This is a genomic window from Collinsella sp. CLA-ER-H9 (genome assembly GCF_040092295.1).
Lineage (GTDB): Bacteria > Actinomycetota > Coriobacteriia > Coriobacteriales > Coriobacteriaceae > Collinsella.
The window spans coordinates 1-17,164 of sequence record NZ_JBBNLV010000006.1 but is presented as its reverse complement, the minus strand read 5'-3'; the positions used below and the strand labels follow the sequence as shown (position 1 = coordinate 17,164).

Here is a 17,164-nt window from a genome sequence, read left to right as displayed (position 1 = left end):
TTTGGCGCGCGGATCTGCACAAAACGCCAAAGGCAATAAGGCCAACAACCAACCGGCATCTGCGAAGGGTGCCGGTTCCCATCTGCGTGCCAATAAGGGCCACGAGTCCGAGTTCGATGAGTTCGAGCCCCTGGTCGAGCCTTCGGCCAATCGCGATATCGCCGGCGTGGTCATTGCCGTTTTGGCGATTGCATCCTTCATTGCCGTGATTTCGCCGGCAACGGCGCCCGTGACGGCTGCTGTCGCCGGCTTCTATCACCTCGGCTTTGGCCTGGGCGCTTACGTGCTGCCGATCGTCATCTTGCTGTTCGCCGCCACGCTCTTTTTGGGTGAGGACTCGCCGCTCAACATTCGCTCGGTCGCGGGCGGCGCCGTGGTCTTTGTGGCCATTGTCTCTATCCTGTCGCTGATGGTGCCGGGCACGAGCGATTCGTGTGACCTCATGTTTACGCCGCAGAACCTTTCCGCCTCGGGCGGCTACATTGGCGCCTTTATCGCAAGTACCTTGCAAAACGCCCTGGGTAAACCTATTGCCATGGTTGTCTTGCTGGGCCTTGTCGTCGTTGGCCTGGTCATTATCGGCTTCTCGGTGGGCGGCGTTTTGCGCTCCGCACGCGATCGCGCCGCCGATTTTGCCGAGCGCCGTCGTGCCGATGTCAATGCGAGCCCGTGGGGCGACGAAGAGGCCCTGTCGGTTCCCGGCGTCGCCCGTCCGCACCTGAGCATCCTGCGTCAGAAGGCAACTGACGCCGCCGTGACCACGGTCATGGGTGGCGATGTCGATTCGGTTTTGGATGACGACGAGGACGATGACCCGTTTGTCGATGTGTCCGAGACCGTGGAGGCCGAGCGAGCCAAGACCACGTTGCTGCCGCGCCGCCATACCAAGAAGGGCAAGGCCGTGCCCAAGCTCAACACGAGCGAGCCCGACCCGTCTTGGTCCGATAGCGAAATCGAACTCACCGAGGGCGATGACGAGGACGACGAGGCTCCGCTCGAGACCGCCAAGACAACCTTACTGCCGCGTCGCCGTGCCAAGGCAGGACAGGTCACCGGACAGTTTTCGATGGAAGACGATCCGGACAAGGCTGACGAGTCCGAGCCGCCGTTTGCCGTGAATCCCGTTTCGGCAGCTCCGCAGATCCCTGACTTCCTAAAGCATCCCAAGGTTTCCGATGCCTCCGCCCCCACGGCTTCCGCTGCTTCTGTTGCAGCCGGCGATGGGGGAGCGGACGGTACCAATGCCGATGCCGAGGGCGACCAAGAGGACGGCCTCAAGCTCCCGCCGCTCGAAATCCTGCATGCCAACCCGCAGTCGGCGTCCTCCGCGTCTTCTGACAAGGAGCTGGAACAGACTGCCGAGTCGCTGCAGTCCACCTTGCTTGAGTTTGGCCGTAGCGCCCGCGTCGTCGGCTGGATTGCCGGCCCCACGGTCACGACCTTTAAGCTGCAGCCCGGTGAGGGCGAGCGCGTGAGTAAGATCTCGAGCCTCGAGGACGATATCGCGCTTTCGCTTGCCGCCCAGTCGGTGCGCATTTTTGCGCCGATTCCCGGCACCTCGCTTGTGGGTATCGAGATCCCCAATCGCAAGCGTCAGAACGTCAACCTGGGCGACGTGCTTCCCTATGTGAAGGGCGGTCCGCTCGAGCTTGCCATCGGTCGCGATGCCGAGGGCACGCCGGTTGTCGCCGACCTCGCCAAGATGCCCCATCTGCTGATCGCCGGCACCACCGGTTCGGGTAAGTCGGTCATGATCAACTCCATCATCACGACCTTGCTCATGCGCGCCCTTCCCGAGGACGTTCGCCTTATCATGGTCGACCCCAAGCGCGTCGAGCTTGCGGGCTATAACGGCCTGCCGCATCTCTATGTGCCCGTGGTGACCGAGCCCAAGCAGGCTGCCAGTGCGCTGCAGTGGGCCGTGTCCGAGATGGAGCGTCGCCTGAAGGTCTTCGAGCGCCTCAACGTTCGCAAGATTTCGACCTATAACGAAAAGCAGGCTGCCGGCGAGTTCGAGCATTACGATAACCCGCCGCAAAAGATGCCCTATCTGGTCATCATCATCGACGAGCTTTCGGACCTGATGATGGTAGCCGGCAAGGATGTCGAGGCCTCGATCGTCCGTATCGCCCAGCTGGGCCGTGCCGCCGGTATTCACCTTATCGTGGCTACGCAGCGCCCCAGCTCCAACGTGGTGACGGGCCTTATCAAGGCCAACATCACCAATCGTATTGCCTTTAACGTGGCTACGGGCATCGATTCCCGCGTCATTATCGACCAGATGGGCGCCGAAAAGCTTACTGGTTTGGGCGACATGCTGTTCTCCAAAGTCGACTGGGGTAAGCCCCGCCGTATCCAGGGCTGCTTTGTTTCGGACGACGAGATCAACGAGATCGTCGAGTTCGTTAAGTCGCAAAGCGAGCCCGACTACCATGAGGAGATTCTCTCTGCCGTGGCGCCCGCTTCCATGTCCATGGCTGGTGGCGGCATTGTTCGCACGGGCGTTGCCGAACCGCAAGATGACGACCCGCTTATCTGGGAGGCCGCCCATATTGTGGTGGAATCGCAGCTGGGCTCCACATCTGGGCTGCAACGCCGCCTCAAGGTTGGCTATGCGCGCGCCGGGCGTATTATGGACATGCTGGAAGAAAAGGGTGTCGTCGGCCCGCCCGATGGTTCCAAGCCGCGCGAGGTCCTGCTGGACGAGGAGGGGCTCGCCGCGTTGGAGTCTGTCGACGCCGAGATGGCACGTGAAGATCGTGAGTTTGGAGGATTCTGATGGCTGCACGCTTTGGTGACATGCTGCTCGAGCAGCGTCGCCGGATGGGCCTTTCCATCCAGCAGGTCGCCAACACCATCAAAATCAGGCCGCAGATCATCGAGTTTTTCGAGACCGGTAACTTTGCATCGATGCCTCCGCGCGGCTATGCGCAGGGCATGATTTCGAGCTATGCTCGCTTTTTGGGGCTTAACCCGCGCGAGGTCGTCAACGCTTATTTTGATGACCTCATGGCATATGAACGCGAGACCTCGCAGCAGGGCGGTCGTTTTCAGGATGCTGCCGGCTACGTTAACTCGCGTTCGTCGGTCGATAACGGACGCTTTCTGATGGTTCAGGGTGGTCGCTCGACGCGGTACGGCCAGCGCCCTCCGCAGGCGGGCTATATCACCGAGACGGGCTCCAGCGAGGAGATTCGTTCTCAGCGAGATCGCTTTCGCAGTACGCCCATGCCGGATGATCGTGCGCTTCCCGCCGCTCGCGGGTTGAGTCGCGATCCCCGCGCCGGTTACGGCGACGGTGGCTACTCCGGTCGTGGTTATCGCGGAGTTTCTGCCGGGCGTTCCCACGGTGGATATGCCGACGCCGATACCACGCAGGTGACGCCGCGCCTCCGTTCTCAATCGCAGCCTTACGGGCAACGCTCTTCGGCGCCTCGCTCTGGCCAGCGTGGCTATCAGAACCGTGGCGAGCTTGCGCCGCGTTCGGGTCAGCGCGGCTCGCAGAGCCAAGGCGGATATCGTGGTCGTCCCGATAGCAGTCGCGGCCGTATGCCGCAGGTAAACGGTCGCGGTGGCTCTAATCGCGGACGCGGCGGTGGACGTGCCCCCCAGAACAATGGACTCGATCCGCGCATCATCTACGCCGGCATCGGTGCCGTGGCGCTTTTGTTGATTCTGCTCATCGTGGTCCTCCTGCGTGGCTGCGGCTCTTCTGCACCCGAGTCGACGCCCGAGACGCCCGCGGCCACCAAGACGACGACCAAGAAGTCTTCCAAGACGACCGAATCTGTTGACGAGGATGAAGGCATCGACGAGGCGACGGATTCTGCCGATTCCGATGCCGCCAAGGCGAACGCGAAAAAGAAAGAGGACGAGGTTATCAAGGTCAAGGTCTCCGTTGCCAAGGGCAAGACCGCCTGGATCGAGGTCAAGGTCGACGGTAAATCGGTCTTTGGCGCCCAGGCAACCGGTCCCTTTGAGCAGGAGTACACGCCCGAGTCCTCGATCGAGATCACCACGTCCAAGCCCTCCGATGTCACGGTTACCAAGAACGGTGAAAAGGTTCGCTACGACACCAAGACATCGGGCGTGGCGCGCGTGACCATTACCGTTCCCAAGAAGGAGACCACTGACTCCGAAGACGGTGAGAGTGCCGACGGCACCGATACCGCCGACGGCACCGACGCCCAGTCTACCGACGGCACCGACGCCCAATCTACCGACGGTACCGACACGGCATCCGACGGCCAGACTGCAAACGATTCAGATGACTATTCGTACGACAGCTACTAAGGCTCCCCGTACCGAAAGGAAGAACCATGGCTAAAGATTCCAGCTTCGACGTTGTGTCCGAGGTCAATATGCAGGAGGTCGATAACGCCTTCCAACAGACCACCCGCGAGATCTCTCAGCGCTATGACCTCAAGGACTCCGGCGCCACCATCGAGCTTTCGAAGGGCGACAAGCTCTTTACGATCAATGCCCCGGCCGATTTTGTCTCCAAGCAGATCATTGACGTGCTGAGCTCTAAGCTCATCAAGCGCGGCATCGATCTTAAGGCTGTCTCTTGGGACGCGTCGCAGGCGGCTTCGGGCGGTACCGTGCGCGTGCTCGGCCATATCGTCGAGGGCATTGACCAGGCGACCGCCAAGAAGATCAATAAGGACATCAAGGATCAAAAGCTCAAGGTCAAGGTGACCATCGAGGCCGATAAACTGCGCGTTACCTCGGCCTCTAAGGATGCGCTTCAGACGGTGATCCAGTTCCTGCGCGACCAGGACTACGGCCAGCCGCTGCAGTTCACCAACTACCGCTAATAACATTCGAAAGGACCGCTCTCCAACATGGATACACCTTTGGGCTCCGTGCTCTACATCACCCTCGGGTGCGCTAAGAACGAGGTTGACACCGACCGCATGCGTTCTCTTTTGACCGCTGCGGGCTACGAGGAGGCATTCGACCCGCAGGATGCCGATATCGCCATCGTCAATACATGCTCGTTCCTCGCCTCCGCAACGTCCGAGAGCATCGAGACCACGCTCGAGCTCGCCAATGAGGTGCAGGACGGCGTTCGCGCCTGCCCCATCGTCATGTGCGGCTGTGTGCCGTCGCGCTATGGCGATGACCTGCCTGACGAGCTGCCTGAGGTCGCTGCCTTTGTGAAGGCCGACGAGGAGGACGGCATCGTGGCGGTCATCGATGGCGTGCTGGGTTTCGAACGTGAGATCGCGGCCTATATCCCGCAGGTCAAGCGTACCGTCGAGGGCGCTGTTGCCTACGTCAAGATTTCCGATGGCTGCAATCGTTTTTGCAGCTTCTGCATGATCCCCTACATTCGCGGTCGCTATCATTCGCGCAATGCCGAGAGCATTATCTCCGAGGTGCGCGACCTGGTTGCCGGCGGTGTGCGCGAGATCGTGCTGATCGGCCAGGACACGGGCATTTGGGGCACCGACTTTGCCGACGAGGACTTCGCCGAGGGCTCGCCGCGCAATCTGGCGCAGCTGCTGCGTGCCGTCGCCGAGGCTGTGCGCCCGCATAACGTCTGGGTCCGCGTGCTCTATCTGCAGCCCGAGGGCATGACCGACGAGCTTATCGAGACGATTCGCGATACGCCCGAGGTACTGCCCTATATCGATATCCCCGTACAGCACTGCGATGCGCGCATCCTCAAGGCCATGCGTCGCTCCGGTTCGCGCCAGGAGCTCGAGGATCTGTTCCGCGACCTTCGCGAGCGCATCCCCGGTATTGTGATTCGCTCCACGGCCATGGTCGGCTTCCCGACCGAGACCGACGACGAGTTTCGCGATCTTATCGACTTTATGGACACCGTCGGCTTTGACTACACGAGCGTCTTTGCCTACTCGCGTGAGGAGGGCAGCCTGGCCGCCAAGATGGAGGGCCAGGTCGATGAGGAGGTCAAGCTCGAGCGTGCCCAGGAGGCCATGGATCTGGCCGAGTCGCTCGGTTTTGCCGCCACGGCGGCCCATGTGGGCGAGCGCGCACAGGTGATCGTCGATGGCATCGAAGAGACTGAGGACGGCGCCGAGCTGATCGGTCACGCCTGGTTCCAGGCGCCCGATTCCGATGGCGCGGTGCATCTGGACGCCAGCGAGGCGTCCGTGGGCGATATTCTGACCGTCGAGTTTACCGATAGCTTCTGCTATGAGCTTATCGGTCATGTTGTGGAGTAGGAGAGCGTCGTGGCAAACGAGAGCAATAAGGAACTGACGAGTGTTTGGACGCCCGCCAACATCGTGACGTGCGTTCGCATCGTCTTTATCCCGGTGTTCATGATCGTCTCGGCCCTGTCTCACGCATGCGTTGCCGGTACGGACTGGAGCACCTTCGACGGCCCGCTCGCCGCCGCTGCCTTCATTTTGTATGTGATCCTGTCGTGCACCGATAAGGTCGACGGCTATCTGGCGCGCTCGCGCAACGAGATCACCGATTTCGGCAAGTTCTTGGACCCCATCGCCGACAAGCTGCTGGTGTTCTCGGCCCTGCTGCTGTTCCTGGATTTTGGCGCGGTGACCGTGTGGTCCGTGTTCATTATCCTGTTTCGTGAGCTGTTGGTGAGCGCCCTTCGTATGGTCGCAAGTGCTGCCGGTGTGGTCGTTGCCGCCGATAAGCTCGGCAAGTACAAGACGGCGACCACGATGGTCTCCATCTGCGGCTATCTGTGCGTCTTTGCGATGGCCGGTCTTCAGCTGGGGCCGGTGTCGCTGCTGCTCGGTGTCTATTCGGTGTCGCGCTTCCTGTACGTCATCGCCGTGATTTTGACCATTGTCTCGGGTGCCCAGTACTTCTGGAACTGCCGTAAGATCGTCTTTTCGGTCTAGGTCCTGGTGGGTATGACGGAGTCTTATTTGCAGATCGCCGCAAACAACGAGGACTTGGCGCGCGATCTTGTCGAGCACGCGAGTGCCCGTGGTGTGACGGTGTCGACGGCGGAGTCGCTGACGGCGGGCATGATCGCCTCGACGATTGCCGATATCCCGGGTGCCTCGGCGGTGCTTCGTGGCGGTGCGGTGACCTACTGCGATGAGATCAAACATCGCGTGCTCGGCGTCGAGCAGGAAACGCTCGATCGGTTTAGTGCCGTGTCGCATCAGACGGCGCGCGAGATGGCCGCGGGCTCGCTTGAACTCTATCAGAGCGATATTGCCGTAAGCGCAACGGGCTACGCTGGGCCCGGTGGCGGCACCGAGCAAGACCCTGCCGGCACGTTCTATATTGGCTGGGCGTATCGTGCGGCCGATGGGGGAGCGCCGGTTGTCGAGTCTGCACGTTGCCATTATGAGGGCGATCGGTCGTGCGTTCGGGCCTATGCGGTCGCGGAGGCTTTGGAGTGCATTGTCCGCGTGCTCAATTCTATGGAATAGACGTGGTTTAAGGGGCCTTAGGGCCCCTTAATTGTGGAGATAGGGACCTTTGACGGTATTGGTGTTTGCGCTGGTATATGGCCTAAATTTGTTCGAGCGGTCGTATTTGTGATTGGCACGGTCAAGCGTTTGGTCGGTGATTGGTCGGCGTTTGGTCGGGTTTTGGAATGTACGGGTGCATATGATGAATCTGAACGGTTGACCACGAACAGCCGTTCGTTTATTATCGTTTCAGGTTGTTAAGAGGAGGGCTATTCATGGCCAAGAATTCAGGTCCCGTACGTACCGTTCATGCACGCACGACGGGTAAAGAGCGCGATGAGATGATCGCCACCACCAAGGCCGAGATCGAGAAGAAGTTCGGCCAGGGCTCTATCATGAGGTATGGCGACGGCGGTCCCGAGCTCGAGGTCGAGGCTATTCCGACGGGCTCTCTGGCGCTCGATGCCGCCTTGGGTATCGGCGGCGTGCCGCGCGGCCGTATCGTCGAGATTTATGGCCCCGAGTCCTCCGGTAAGACGACGCTTTCGCTCGAGATCCTTGCAGAAGCACAGGCCATGGGCGGCGTCGTTGCATTTATCGATGCCGAGCACGCGCTTGATCCCACCTATGCCGCGCGCATCGGTGTTGATATCGATGAGGTCCTCATTTCCCAGCCCGATACGGGCGAGCAGGCGCTCGAGATCGTCGATATGCTTGTGCGCTCAGGTGCCATCGACGCCATCGTCGTCGACTCTGTTGCCGCCTTGACTCCACGTGCCGAGATCGAGGGCGAGATCGGTGACACGACGGTGGGTCTGCAGGCTCGCTTGATGAGCCAGGCACTCCGCAAGCTCGCCGGCTCGCTTGCCAAGTCCAACACGACCTGCATCTTCATTAACCAGCTGCGCGAGAAGATCGGCGTCATGTTCGGCAACCCCGAGACCACCACGGGAGGCCGCGCGCTCAAGTTCTTCTCTTCCGTGCGAATCGATATTCGCAAAATCGATACCATCAAGCTCAAGGACGAGGTTATCGGCAATCGCGTTCGTGCCAAGGTCGTTAAGAACAAGGTGGCGGCTCCGTTCCGTTCGGCCGAGTTTGACATCATGTACGGCACCGGCATCTCCAAAGAGGGCTCGATTCTGGATATGGCCGTCGAGTGCGGCATCTGTAAAAAGATGGGGTCCTGGTTTGCCTATGGCGAGGACAAGCTCGGCAACGGTCGCGAGGCCGCCAAGACGTTCCTGCGCGAGCATCCCGATTGCGCTGACGAGATCGAGCACAAGGTTCGCCTTGCCTGCGGCCTTGAGTATGACGACGATGCCCCCTCCGAGGTTGAGTTGACCGACCAGCCCGCCCCCGAGGAGTTTGATGAGCTGTACGCCATCGATGGCTCCGCAATGCTCGACGATGACGACGAGTAGCGGATGCCGACATGTCGTATACGGTGACCGAGGCTACGGTCGTCTTTCCCGATAAGAAAGCGGCCTCCTCGTTCTCGAGCGGTTATGCGTCTAAAAAGCCCTGCGCGCATATCGATTGCGATCTTGAGGGCGGTTACGAACGTTCCATTTGGATTCCCGTGCGCGTGGCGCGCCTGTACGTTAAGAACCGCCCCGATCTTCCCTGTGCTTGGGATGACTTTCGCGAGGCGGTGCAGCTTATCGAACGCAAATGTGCACTCACCATGGTGACCGAGATGCTTTCGCGTCGCGATCATGCCACGGGCGAGGTACGGGATAAGTTGGCTCGCTATGGCTTTCGACAGCCTGCGATCGATTTTGCCGTTGCTCGAGCGACTGAGTATCGATTTTTGGACGAGAACCGTTTTTGCTCGTACTTTATCGAAGAGCGCAAACGTCGCGGCTGGGGACAGCGCAAGATCGAGGTTGAGCTCAAGCGTCGTCATGTCGTGCTTGACGATATCCCCGGCTATCCCGAGGCGTATTTTACCGTGGATGACGACTTGACTCGTGCATCGGCCTTGCTCGCTAAACGTCGCATTCCCGAGGCGCGTGCATTCGAAAAGCTCGTCAGGTTTTTGATGGGTAAAGGCTTCTCGTATCGCATCGCCGCCGATGCCGTTAAGGCACGTCTCGATGCCTTAAGCGAGGAGTGTGCCGTGTAAACGTGCACGTGTTACGCCCTTGCCGTTCACCGCTCGATTGGCGCCGTGCCGGGTGCGTTTATTTGACAGTTGTTGCGGTTCAACGTAGGATAAATACCGTCATTTGCTTTGTGATATGTGCTCATCTGTGATGAGTTTGTTTATATGTTTATCTGTATCCGACCCGCATAAGCTGCGCCCATATTACTCAAATGTCGCGAGCCGTTCGTAAGGACGGTTCGCTTTGCTGTGTAACGAATCCATAAAAAGGAGTGAGCATGCCTATCATTGCAGCGCTCGTTGGCCTCGTTTTGGGTGCCATCGCCGCCATTGCCTACATGCGCACCGCCAAGCAGGGTAGTCTTCACGAGGCCGACGAAAAGATCCAGTCGGCACACGCGCAGGCAGAGTCCCTGATCGGTGATGCAAAGCGTCAGGCCGAGACCCTCAAAAAAGAGGCTCTGCTCGAGGCCAAGGAAGAGATCATCAAGAACAAGCAGGCCGCCGAGGCCGAGGACAAGCAGCGTAAGAGCGAGATTCGCACGCTCGAAAATCGTGTGATGCAGCGCGAGGAATCGCTCGATCGTCGCAACGATGCGCTCGATAAGCGCGAGCATCAGCTGTCCAGCCAGGCCGGTCAGGTCGAGAAGCGCTCTCGCGAGCTTGAGGAGCTCTGCGCCAGGCAGACCTCAGAGCTCGAGCGTATTGCCGACCTTACGCGTGAGGATGCTCACAAGGAGTTGCTCGACAAGGTCCGTGGTGAGGTTACCCACGAGGCGGCCACCATCATCCGCGAGTCCGAGCAGCAGGTCCGCGCCGAGTGCCATAAGACCGCCCAGGAGATTCTCTCCCTGGCGATTCAGCGTTGCGCCGCCGACCATACCGCCGAGGTCACCGTCACTTCCGTTCATATTCCCTCCGATGACCTCAAGGGTCGCATTATCGGTCGCGAGGGTCGCAACATCCGCACCTTTGAGCAGGTGTCCGGCGTCAACCTCGTGATTGACGACACTCCCGAGACCGTCGTACTCTCGAGCTTCGATCCGGTCCGTCGTGAGACTGCCCGCGTGGCGCTTGAGAACCTCATTGCAGACGGCCGCATTCACCCCGCCCGCATCGAGGAGATGTATCACAAGGCCGCCGACTTGGTTCAGCAGCGTGTGCGCGAGGCCGGCGAGCAGGCCGCCTTCGATACCGGTATCCACGACCTGCATCCCGAGATCGTCAAGACCCTGGGTGCTCTTCGCTACCGCACTTCGTTTGGCCAGAACGTTCTGCAGCACTCGCTTGAGGTCTCCGACCTGTGCGGCGTTATGGCCTCCGAGCTTGGTCTGGATGTTGTGACCGCCAAGCGCGCCGGTCTTCTGCACGACCTGGGCAAGGCCATCGACCACGACGTTGAGGGACCGCATGCTGTCATTGGCGCCGAGCTTGCCCGCCGTTATGGCGAGAAGCCCGTTATCGTCCACGCGATCGAAGCCCATCATGCCGATGTCGACCCCAACACGGTGCTCGACGTTCTGGTCCAGGCTGCCGATGCCGTTTCTGCTTCTCGTCCCGGTGCCCGCCGCGAGTCGGCCGAGAACTACATCAAGCGTCTTGAGAAGCTCGAGGAGATTGCCAACTCTCACGACGGCGTCGAGCGTACCTATGCCATGCAGGCCGGTCGCGAGGTTCATGTCATGGTTCAGCCTGACAAGATCTCCGATGCCCAGTCCACGGTGCTTGCGCACGATATCGCCCATCAGATCGAGGAAGAGATGGAGTATCCCGGTCAGGTTCGCGTTGTCGTGATTCGCGAGAGTCGTGCCGTCGATATCGCTAAATAACATGAACGACGCGAACGAGCTCATCTCATTTATCGCGTCGATGTCGGGGGAGGGCAACCTTCGCGTCGAGGAAAACCTTGGCGAGGGGTATGTCCGCCTCCGCGTTTCGGAGGCCGAGCGCCGTCAGGCCAAGCATGACATTCAGCATGTAGAGGACATTGTCATCGAGATGCTGCGTAATGCTCGCGATGCCGGAGCCGATAAGGTCTATCTTGCCACGACCAAGGAGGAGGGTGTTCGCACCCTCCTCTTCCTGGATAACGGTTCTGGTGTGCCGCAGGATATGCAGGAGCGTATCTTCGATGCTCGTGTCACTTCCAAGCTCGAGAGCATGAAAATGGACCGTTGGGGTGTTCACGGTCGTGGTATGGCGCTGTTCTCTATCAAGCAGAACACGGATGAGGCGCGCGTTGTTTCATCGGGCGTCGATTTGGGCTCTTCGTTTAAGGTGCGCGTTGCCACCGAACGCTTGGGTGAGCGCGCCGACCAGTCGAGCTGGCCTCAGGCGGTTAAAGACGAAGACGGTCGCTATGTATGTGCTCGCGGCCCCCACAACATTATTCGCGCGGCCTGTGAGTTTGCCCTTGAGGAGCTGCGTTGCTGCGATGTGTATCTGGGCTCTCCGTCCGAGATCGCTGCGACCCTGTACGCTCAGGCTTCGAGTCGTCTCGATACGTCGCGCCTGCTCTTTATCGATGACGAGTGCGAGCTTCCAGTTATCGATCGCTTGGGCCTTGCCTCGGATGCCGAGGACTTTATCCGGATCTGCTCCGGTCTGGGCCTTGAGATGTCCGAGCGCACTGCCCACCGTATTCTGTCGGGTCAGATTAAGCCCGTTCGCGGCGTGACTGCGCGTCTGCTGCGCGAGCGCGACTCCACCTCTCATGCGCCGGCTCCCATCGATCTTGCCAAGGACCGTCGAGGCCTTCGTATCGCCAAGGATGATATGGCGCAGTTTTCGCGTGCGGTCGAGCGTGACTTTAACGACCTTGCCGCCCGGTATTACCTCAATCTATGCGGCGACCCTAAGATTCGCGTTTCGCGTGATCGCATCACGGTGACGTTCGATCTTGCCAAAGAGGAATAAAATCTTTACCGAGTCCGCTCGGTACGATACAGTTATTGCAGTTAAAACGTACTTTTAAACGCAGGAGTTTCTTCATGGATTGCCTGAAGGTATCAAGCAAATCATCGCCCGCGTCCGTAGCCGGCGCCATTGCCGGCATGGTCAAAGATGGCGTCCCCGTCAACATTCAATGCGTCGGCGCCGGTGCCGTCAACCAGGCCATCAAGGCCGTCGCCATTGCGCGCGGCTTTCTGATTCCGACCGGCTTTGATGTCTCCTGCGCGCCGGTGTTCTCCGACATCCTCATTAACGGGGAGTCGCGCACGGCAATCCGTCTCTCTATCTACGTTCACCAGATTAATCGGGCTGCCATGGATAACGTCGTCATGGACGACGTTAAGCCTGTTGCGTAAACAAGCCATTTGCACGCTTGTAGCACCTATGCGCCCCGTCGACACCATCGTTAGGATGTAAGCTCATGGACCAGCGTTCCGTACGCGATATTCTTGCCGGTAAAACCTACTTTATACGCACATTCGGCTGCCAGATGAACCAGCACGACTCTGAGCGCGTGAGCGGTTTGCTCGATTCGTATGGCTGTCTTATGGCGCTCGATCCGGAGCATGCCGATATTGTCGTGTTCATGACGTGCTGTGTGCGCGAGGCTGCCGATACGCGCCTGTATGGTCAGTGCAATTCCTGCAAGAGCCTTCCTCCTTCGCCTTCGGGTAAGCGTGTTGTCGCCGTGGGCGGCTGCATCGCCCAGCGCGATGGTGAGGGCTTGCTCACCAACGTCGATAACGTCAACGTCATTTTCGGCACCCATTCTATTGCGCACGTGGCTGAGCTTATCGCCGAGGCGTTTTTGGATGGTAAGCGCCATATCCGTACGAATGAGCATGAGGATACCGACGCCATGAGTATGCCGTGGCATCGCGAGACGCAGTATCACGCCTGGGTGCCCATCATGACGGGCTGCAACAATTTCTGTACGTACTGCATCGTGCCGTACGTCCGTGGTCGTGAGAAGAGCCGTCCCTTCGAGGAGATTGTCGACGAGGTGACCGGGCTCGTGCGTCAGGGCGTGCGCGAGATTACGCTTCTGGGCCAAAACGTTAACTCCTACGGTCGCGATCTCTTTGGCAAGCCGCGCTTTGCCGATCTGCTGCGCGCGGTGGGCGATACGGGCGTCGAGCGCATCTTCTTTACCTCTTCGCATCCTAAGGATCTGCTGCCCGAGACCATTGATGCTATGGCCGAGACACCTGCCGTCATGCCGCAGCTTCACTTGGCCGTTCAGTCGGGCTCCACGCGCATTCTTAAAGAGATGAATCGTCGGTACACGCGCGAGGATTATCTGGGCCTGGTCGATCGTATTCGTAACCGTATGCCCGATATTGCGCTTTCGACCGACATCATTGTGGGCTTCCCGGGCGAGACTGAGGAAGACTTTGAACAGACGCTCTCGCTTGCCGAGACAGTGCGCTATGCCCAGGCCTACACGTTTATTTACTCCAAGCGCGCCGGTACCCCGGCAGCTGAGATTTATGATCCCACCCCGCATGAGGTTATCCTTGAGCGCTTTAACCGTCTGGTCAAGGTTATCGAGACGACGGCGCACGAGTATAACCAGGGCGAGCTTCACACCGTGGTGCCTGCACTTATTGAGGGCACGAGCAAGAAGAACGACGCTGTCCTTCTGGGCAAGAGCCCCAAGAACCAGACGGTGCATGCGCCGATTCCTGCTGGCTATAGCATCGATCAACTCATCGGCAAAATCGTCGATGTTGATATTGATGTCGCCAAGACGTGGTATCTGTCTGGCTCCGTCGTGGGCGAGCCCCGCTAATGATCTCTCCTGGTGCAAGCCTTTCTGCCGTAGCGATCGTCGGTCCGACGGCGGTCGGCAAGAGCGATGTTGCCGACCGTCTGGCTGCTCGCCTGTCGTCTGAAGTGTTGTCTTGTGACGCGATGCAAATCTATCGTGGTATGGACATCGGTACGGCCAAGATGATGCCCGAGGAGTGCTCGGCACCGTTGCGCCTTGTCGATATCGTGAATCCGGGCGTCGCGTATTCTGCCGCGCTCTACCAGTCGGACGCCCGAGCATATGTCGAGCGTTTGCTTGGTGAGCAACGTCTTCCGGTCTTTTGCGGCGGTACGGGCCTGTATCTCAAGGCCGCACTCGATGAAATGGATTTTCCTTCGGGAGAACTCGAGGACGAACGCCGCGCGGGCTATCAGGAACTTGCCGATCGCATTGGAGAGGAAGCATTGCATGCCCTGCTTGCCGAGCGCGACCCCGAATCGGCTGCCGTGATTCATCCCCATAACGTGCGTCGTGTGATTCGTGCGCTCGAGATGCACGATGACGGCGTGTCGTATGCCCAGCAGAAGTCGAATTTCAGTGTTCCGCGCGAGCGTTTTCATGCCTTGTGGTTTGGTCTGACGCGTAGCCGTGAAGTGCTCTATGAGCGCATTAACCTGCGTGTCGACCTTATGTTTGAGCAGGGGCTGGTTGATGAGGTCCGAGGTCTTATGGACCAGGGCCTGGGCGACGCACTCACGTCGATGCAGGCAATTGGTTACAAAGAGATTATTGATTCCTTGCGTGGCGCTATTACCATGGATGAGGCCCGTGAGCTTATCAAGATGCGCTCACGTCGCTATGCAAAGCGCCAGCTTTCCTGGTTTAAGCGCGACCATCGCATTGTGTGGTTCGATATGGATGAGTTTACGATCGATGAGGTCGTCGATGATATCTACCGTCGCATCGAGGCTGCCTAATGGCTCGTTTCCCTTTGGTCCCCACGGCGCCTGAACCCGAGCGCGCCATCTTGGTTGGTGTTGAGTGGCGCGATAACGCCTGGCCGCTCGACCGTTCGCTCGATGAGCTTGAGCGCTTGGCCCACACTGCTGGAGCCCAATGCGTGGCACGCTTGTCGCAGCGCCTGGTCAAGCCCTATCCCAAATCGTTTATCGGCTCCGGCAAGGTCGAGGAGCTGTGCGGTTTGGTTCATCGCATGGATGCGGATGTTGTTATCTTCGACGACGACCTGACGCCCTCACAGCAGTCCTATCTTGAGAAAGCCGTGGGCGAACCGTTTAAGATTATTGACCGTACGGCGTTGATTTTGGATATCTTTGGTCTGCATGCCCAGACTCGTGAGGGTCGCTTGCAGGTGCAGCTAGCACAGCTGCAGTACCTGCTACCTCGTCTGCGAGGTATGTGGAGCCATCTTGCCAAGGAACAGACGCGTGGCGGTATTGGCTCGCGCTTTGGCCAGGGCGAAAGCCAGCTCGAGGTTGACCGTCGCCTGATTCGCAACAAGATCGCCGCGCTTCGACGCGAACTGAAACAGGTTGAACAACGTCGCGATGTGCAATCGAAAAGTCGTATTGAATCGCCGGCGTTTCGTGTGGCGTTGGCTGGCTACACCAATGCCGGTAAGTCGACGTTGCTTAATCGTTTGACGGGATCCACGGTACTTTCGCAGGATAAGCTGTTTGCCACGCTCGATCCTACAACGCGCTCGTACCGTTTGCCCGGTGGTCGTGGCATGACGATCACCGATACCGTCGGCTTTATTCAAAAGCTGCCCCATGGTCTTGTCGACGCGTTTAAATCTACGCTTTCCGAGGTGCTCGGCGCCGATTTGATTCTTAAAGTTGTAGATGCTTCCGATGAGGATTACGAGCGTCAGCTCGAGGCGGTTGATCGTGTCCTTGACGAGATCGGTGCCGGTGAGCGCTTGACGCTTACCGTGTTCAATAAAATTGATCTGCTCGATAGCGTCGATCGCTTGAGCTTTCGCCGGCGCTATCCCGAGGCGGTGCTGTTCTCGGCTCAGACGGGTGAGGGTCTTGATGACTTAGTCGACCGTATCGCTCGTGAAGCGGCCGCTACAGACGTGTTGCTCTCGGCCGATATTCCGTATCGAGAGGGCGCGTTAATCACGCTCGTGCACGAACAGGGAACTCTTCTGCACGAGGAATATCTTGAGGACGGCGTTCGTATTGTGGTAAAGATTCCGGCCCGTATCGCACCGCGTCTCGAGCGTTACCGAACGGAATAAATCAGCTCCAGTACACCCAAGATAACCGGTTGATGAAGCAGATAGAACGGCAGCGCATGGCGTCCGAGGCTTGCGAGCGCCGGGATGGGATTCACATAGGCCCATGCTGGCGCTTTACGGTTTGCTTTTTGTACCGTGCGGGCGGCAAAGAAGCCTGTGAGGTACATAAATAAGAATGGTATGAGCGGATAGTAATCACCGGAGACGAAGTCTGGACTTGGGAAACCCAGCCAAGCTAGATAGGGGATAGGGTAGACCGCTTTAGGAATGCTCCAGGTACAGGCAAAGAGTATGAGGCAAATCGATATACCCCATACCGCCGGCAACCTATCGAGAGCCGGGCGCGCGAGTGCAACAATGGCTGTGCATGCCGCCATGCAGAAAATGATGCCGAAGTTCACCGAGTCATCGACCGAGACGAGCGTCGTTGCGACCCATACAATTAAAGTGGCAACGGCATATTTGGCGGCACGCTTGATGTTGTTGCGCGAGAGAGTGCACATCCAGCCGGCAATAAACAAAAATACCCAACTGATGCTGGCGCGCCAGATGTCTTGGAAGATGGTCTGGGTAAACCAGGGCATCTTCCAACGGTTGATTTTCAATCTCAACGCAACAGCCTGAACGGGCCCCGCGTTTCCGCAGCTAGCGCAACGCGGGAATAGCTCCCGGCACCTGGCCGTCGCATCGTTTCCGCAGGTGGAGAGGCTATGAAGGCC

At 59.0% G+C, this 17,164-nt stretch carries 15 protein-coding genes; 14 read left to right on the top strand and 1 reads right to left on the bottom strand.

Going from position 1 to position 17,164, the window contains the following annotated elements:
- Window position 1 precedes the first annotated feature (1 nt).
- From AAAX73_RS05130 to hflX, 14 genes are all read left to right on the top strand, one after another.
- Entirely contained in the window at window positions 2–2,779 is a 2,778-nt protein-coding gene (locus AAAX73_RS05130; protein ID WP_349125246.1) for a DNA translocase FtsK 4TM domain-containing protein, read from the top strand.
- Window positions 2,779–4,293 (top strand): helix-turn-helix transcriptional regulator, encoded by a 1,515-nt coding sequence (locus tag AAAX73_RS05125; protein WP_347478486.1) that lies wholly within the window; start codon window positions 2,779–2,781, stop codon window positions 4,291–4,293. The genes AAAX73_RS05130 and AAAX73_RS05125 overlap by 1 nt, the downstream gene beginning before the upstream one ends.
- Window positions 4,294–4,319: 26 nt before the next feature.
- On the top strand, window positions 4,320–4,817 hold the full coding sequence (locus tag AAAX73_RS05120; protein WP_349125245.1) for a YajQ family cyclic di-GMP-binding protein: 498 nt from the start codon (window positions 4,320–4,322) through the stop codon (window positions 4,815–4,817).
- A gap of 27 nt (window positions 4,818–4,844) precedes the next feature.
- Window positions 4,845–6,194, top strand: a complete 1,350-nt coding sequence (gene rimO / locus AAAX73_RS05115) for a 30S ribosomal protein S12 methylthiotransferase RimO (protein ID WP_349125244.1) — start codon at window positions 4,845–4,847, stop codon at window positions 6,192–6,194.
- A gap of 9 nt (window positions 6,195–6,203) precedes the next feature.
- Window positions 6,204–6,842 carry a CDP-diacylglycerol--glycerol-3-phosphate 3-phosphatidyltransferase gene (pgsA, locus tag AAAX73_RS05110; protein WP_349125243.1) on the top strand — a complete coding sequence of 213 codons (639 nt, stop codon included), beginning with the start codon at window positions 6,204–6,206 and terminating at the stop codon, window positions 6,840–6,842.
- A 27-nt stretch (window positions 6,843–6,869) separates the two neighbouring features.
- Window positions 6,870–7,385 carry a CinA family protein gene (locus AAAX73_RS05105; protein ID WP_349125242.1) on the top strand — a complete coding sequence of 172 codons (516 nt, stop codon included), beginning with the start codon at window positions 6,870–6,872 and terminating at the stop codon, window positions 7,383–7,385.
- 257 nt (window positions 7,386–7,642) lie between these two features.
- Window positions 7,643–8,791 (top strand): recombinase RecA, encoded by a 1,149-nt coding sequence (gene recA, locus AAAX73_RS05100; RefSeq protein WP_118079887.1) that lies wholly within the window; start codon window positions 7,643–7,645, stop codon window positions 8,789–8,791.
- An 11-nt stretch (window positions 8,792–8,802) separates the two neighbouring features.
- Entirely contained in the window at window positions 8,803–9,495 is a 693-nt protein-coding gene (locus AAAX73_RS05095; RefSeq protein ID WP_349125241.1) for a regulatory protein RecX, read from the top strand.
- A 257-nt stretch (window positions 9,496–9,752) separates the two neighbouring features.
- Window positions 9,753–11,303: a ribonuclease Y gene (gene rny / locus AAAX73_RS05090; RefSeq protein ID WP_349125240.1), complete on the top strand. Its 1,551-nt coding sequence runs from the start codon at window positions 9,753–9,755 to the stop codon at window positions 11,301–11,303.
- Window position 11,304: 1 nt separating this feature from the next.
- Window positions 11,305–12,390 carry an ATP-binding protein gene (locus AAAX73_RS05085; RefSeq protein ID WP_349125239.1) on the top strand — a complete coding sequence of 362 codons (1,086 nt, stop codon included), beginning with the start codon at window positions 11,305–11,307 and terminating at the stop codon, window positions 12,388–12,390.
- Between the two features lie 74 nt (window positions 12,391–12,464).
- Window positions 12,465–12,782 (top strand): stage V sporulation protein S, encoded by a 318-nt coding sequence (locus tag AAAX73_RS05080; protein WP_118079896.1) that lies wholly within the window; start codon window positions 12,465–12,467, stop codon window positions 12,780–12,782.
- Between the two features lie 65 nt (window positions 12,783–12,847).
- Window positions 12,848–14,218, top strand: a complete 1,371-nt coding sequence (gene miaB, locus AAAX73_RS05075; RefSeq protein WP_349125238.1) for a tRNA (N6-isopentenyl adenosine(37)-C2)-methylthiotransferase MiaB — start codon at window positions 12,848–12,850, stop codon at window positions 14,216–14,218.
- Window positions 14,218–15,156, top strand: a complete 939-nt coding sequence (miaA, locus tag AAAX73_RS05070; protein WP_349125237.1) for a tRNA (adenosine(37)-N6)-dimethylallyltransferase MiaA — start codon at window positions 14,218–14,220, stop codon at window positions 15,154–15,156. Before miaB ends, miaA begins: the two co-directional genes overlap by 1 nt.
- On the top strand, window positions 15,156–16,445 hold the full coding sequence (hflX, locus tag AAAX73_RS05065) for a GTPase HflX (protein WP_349125235.1): 1,290 nt from the start codon (window positions 15,156–15,158) through the stop codon (window positions 16,443–16,445). The genes miaA and hflX overlap by 1 nt, the downstream gene beginning before the upstream one ends.
- On the opposite strand, the gene AAAX73_RS05060 is transcribed toward hflX, so the two are convergent.
- On the bottom strand, window positions 16,430–17,164 hold a 735-nt coding region (locus tag AAAX73_RS05060), incomplete at its 5' end, for a heparan-alpha-glucosaminide N-acetyltransferase (RefSeq protein ID WP_349125234.1). The genes hflX and AAAX73_RS05060 overlap by 16 nt on opposite strands.

Bases quoted from the DNA above. Each gene is read 5' to 3' on its own strand.
- AAAX73_RS05125 (WP_347478486.1), top strand. From the start codon at position 2,779: ATGGCTGCACGCTTTGGTGACATGCTGCTCGAGCAGCGTCGCCGGATG.
- AAAX73_RS05120 (WP_349125245.1), top strand. From the start codon at position 4,320: ATGGCTAAAGATTCCAGCTTCGACGTTGTGTCCGAGGTCAATATGCAG.
- rimO (WP_349125244.1), top strand. From the start codon at position 4,845: ATGGATACACCTTTGGGCTCCGTGCTCTACATCACCCTCGGGTGCGCT.
- recA (WP_118079887.1), top strand. From the start codon at position 7,643: ATGGCCAAGAATTCAGGTCCCGTACGTACCGTTCATGCACGCACGACG.
- AAAX73_RS05095 (WP_349125241.1), top strand. From the start codon at position 8,803: ATGTCGTATACGGTGACCGAGGCTACGGTCGTCTTTCCCGATAAGAAA.
- rny (WP_349125240.1), top strand. From the start codon at position 9,753: ATGCCTATCATTGCAGCGCTCGTTGGCCTCGTTTTGGGTGCCATCGCC.
- AAAX73_RS05085 (WP_349125239.1), top strand. From the start codon at position 11,305: ATGAACGACGCGAACGAGCTCATCTCATTTATCGCGTCGATGTCGGGG.
- AAAX73_RS05080 (WP_118079896.1), top strand. From the start codon at position 12,465: ATGGATTGCCTGAAGGTATCAAGCAAATCATCGCCCGCGTCCGTAGCC.
- miaB (WP_349125238.1), top strand. From the start codon at position 12,848: ATGGACCAGCGTTCCGTACGCGATATTCTTGCCGGTAAAACCTACTTT.
- miaA (WP_349125237.1), top strand. From the start codon at position 14,218: ATGATCTCTCCTGGTGCAAGCCTTTCTGCCGTAGCGATCGTCGGTCCG.
- hflX (WP_349125235.1), top strand. From the start codon at position 15,156: ATGGCTCGTTTCCCTTTGGTCCCCACGGCGCCTGAACCCGAGCGCGCC.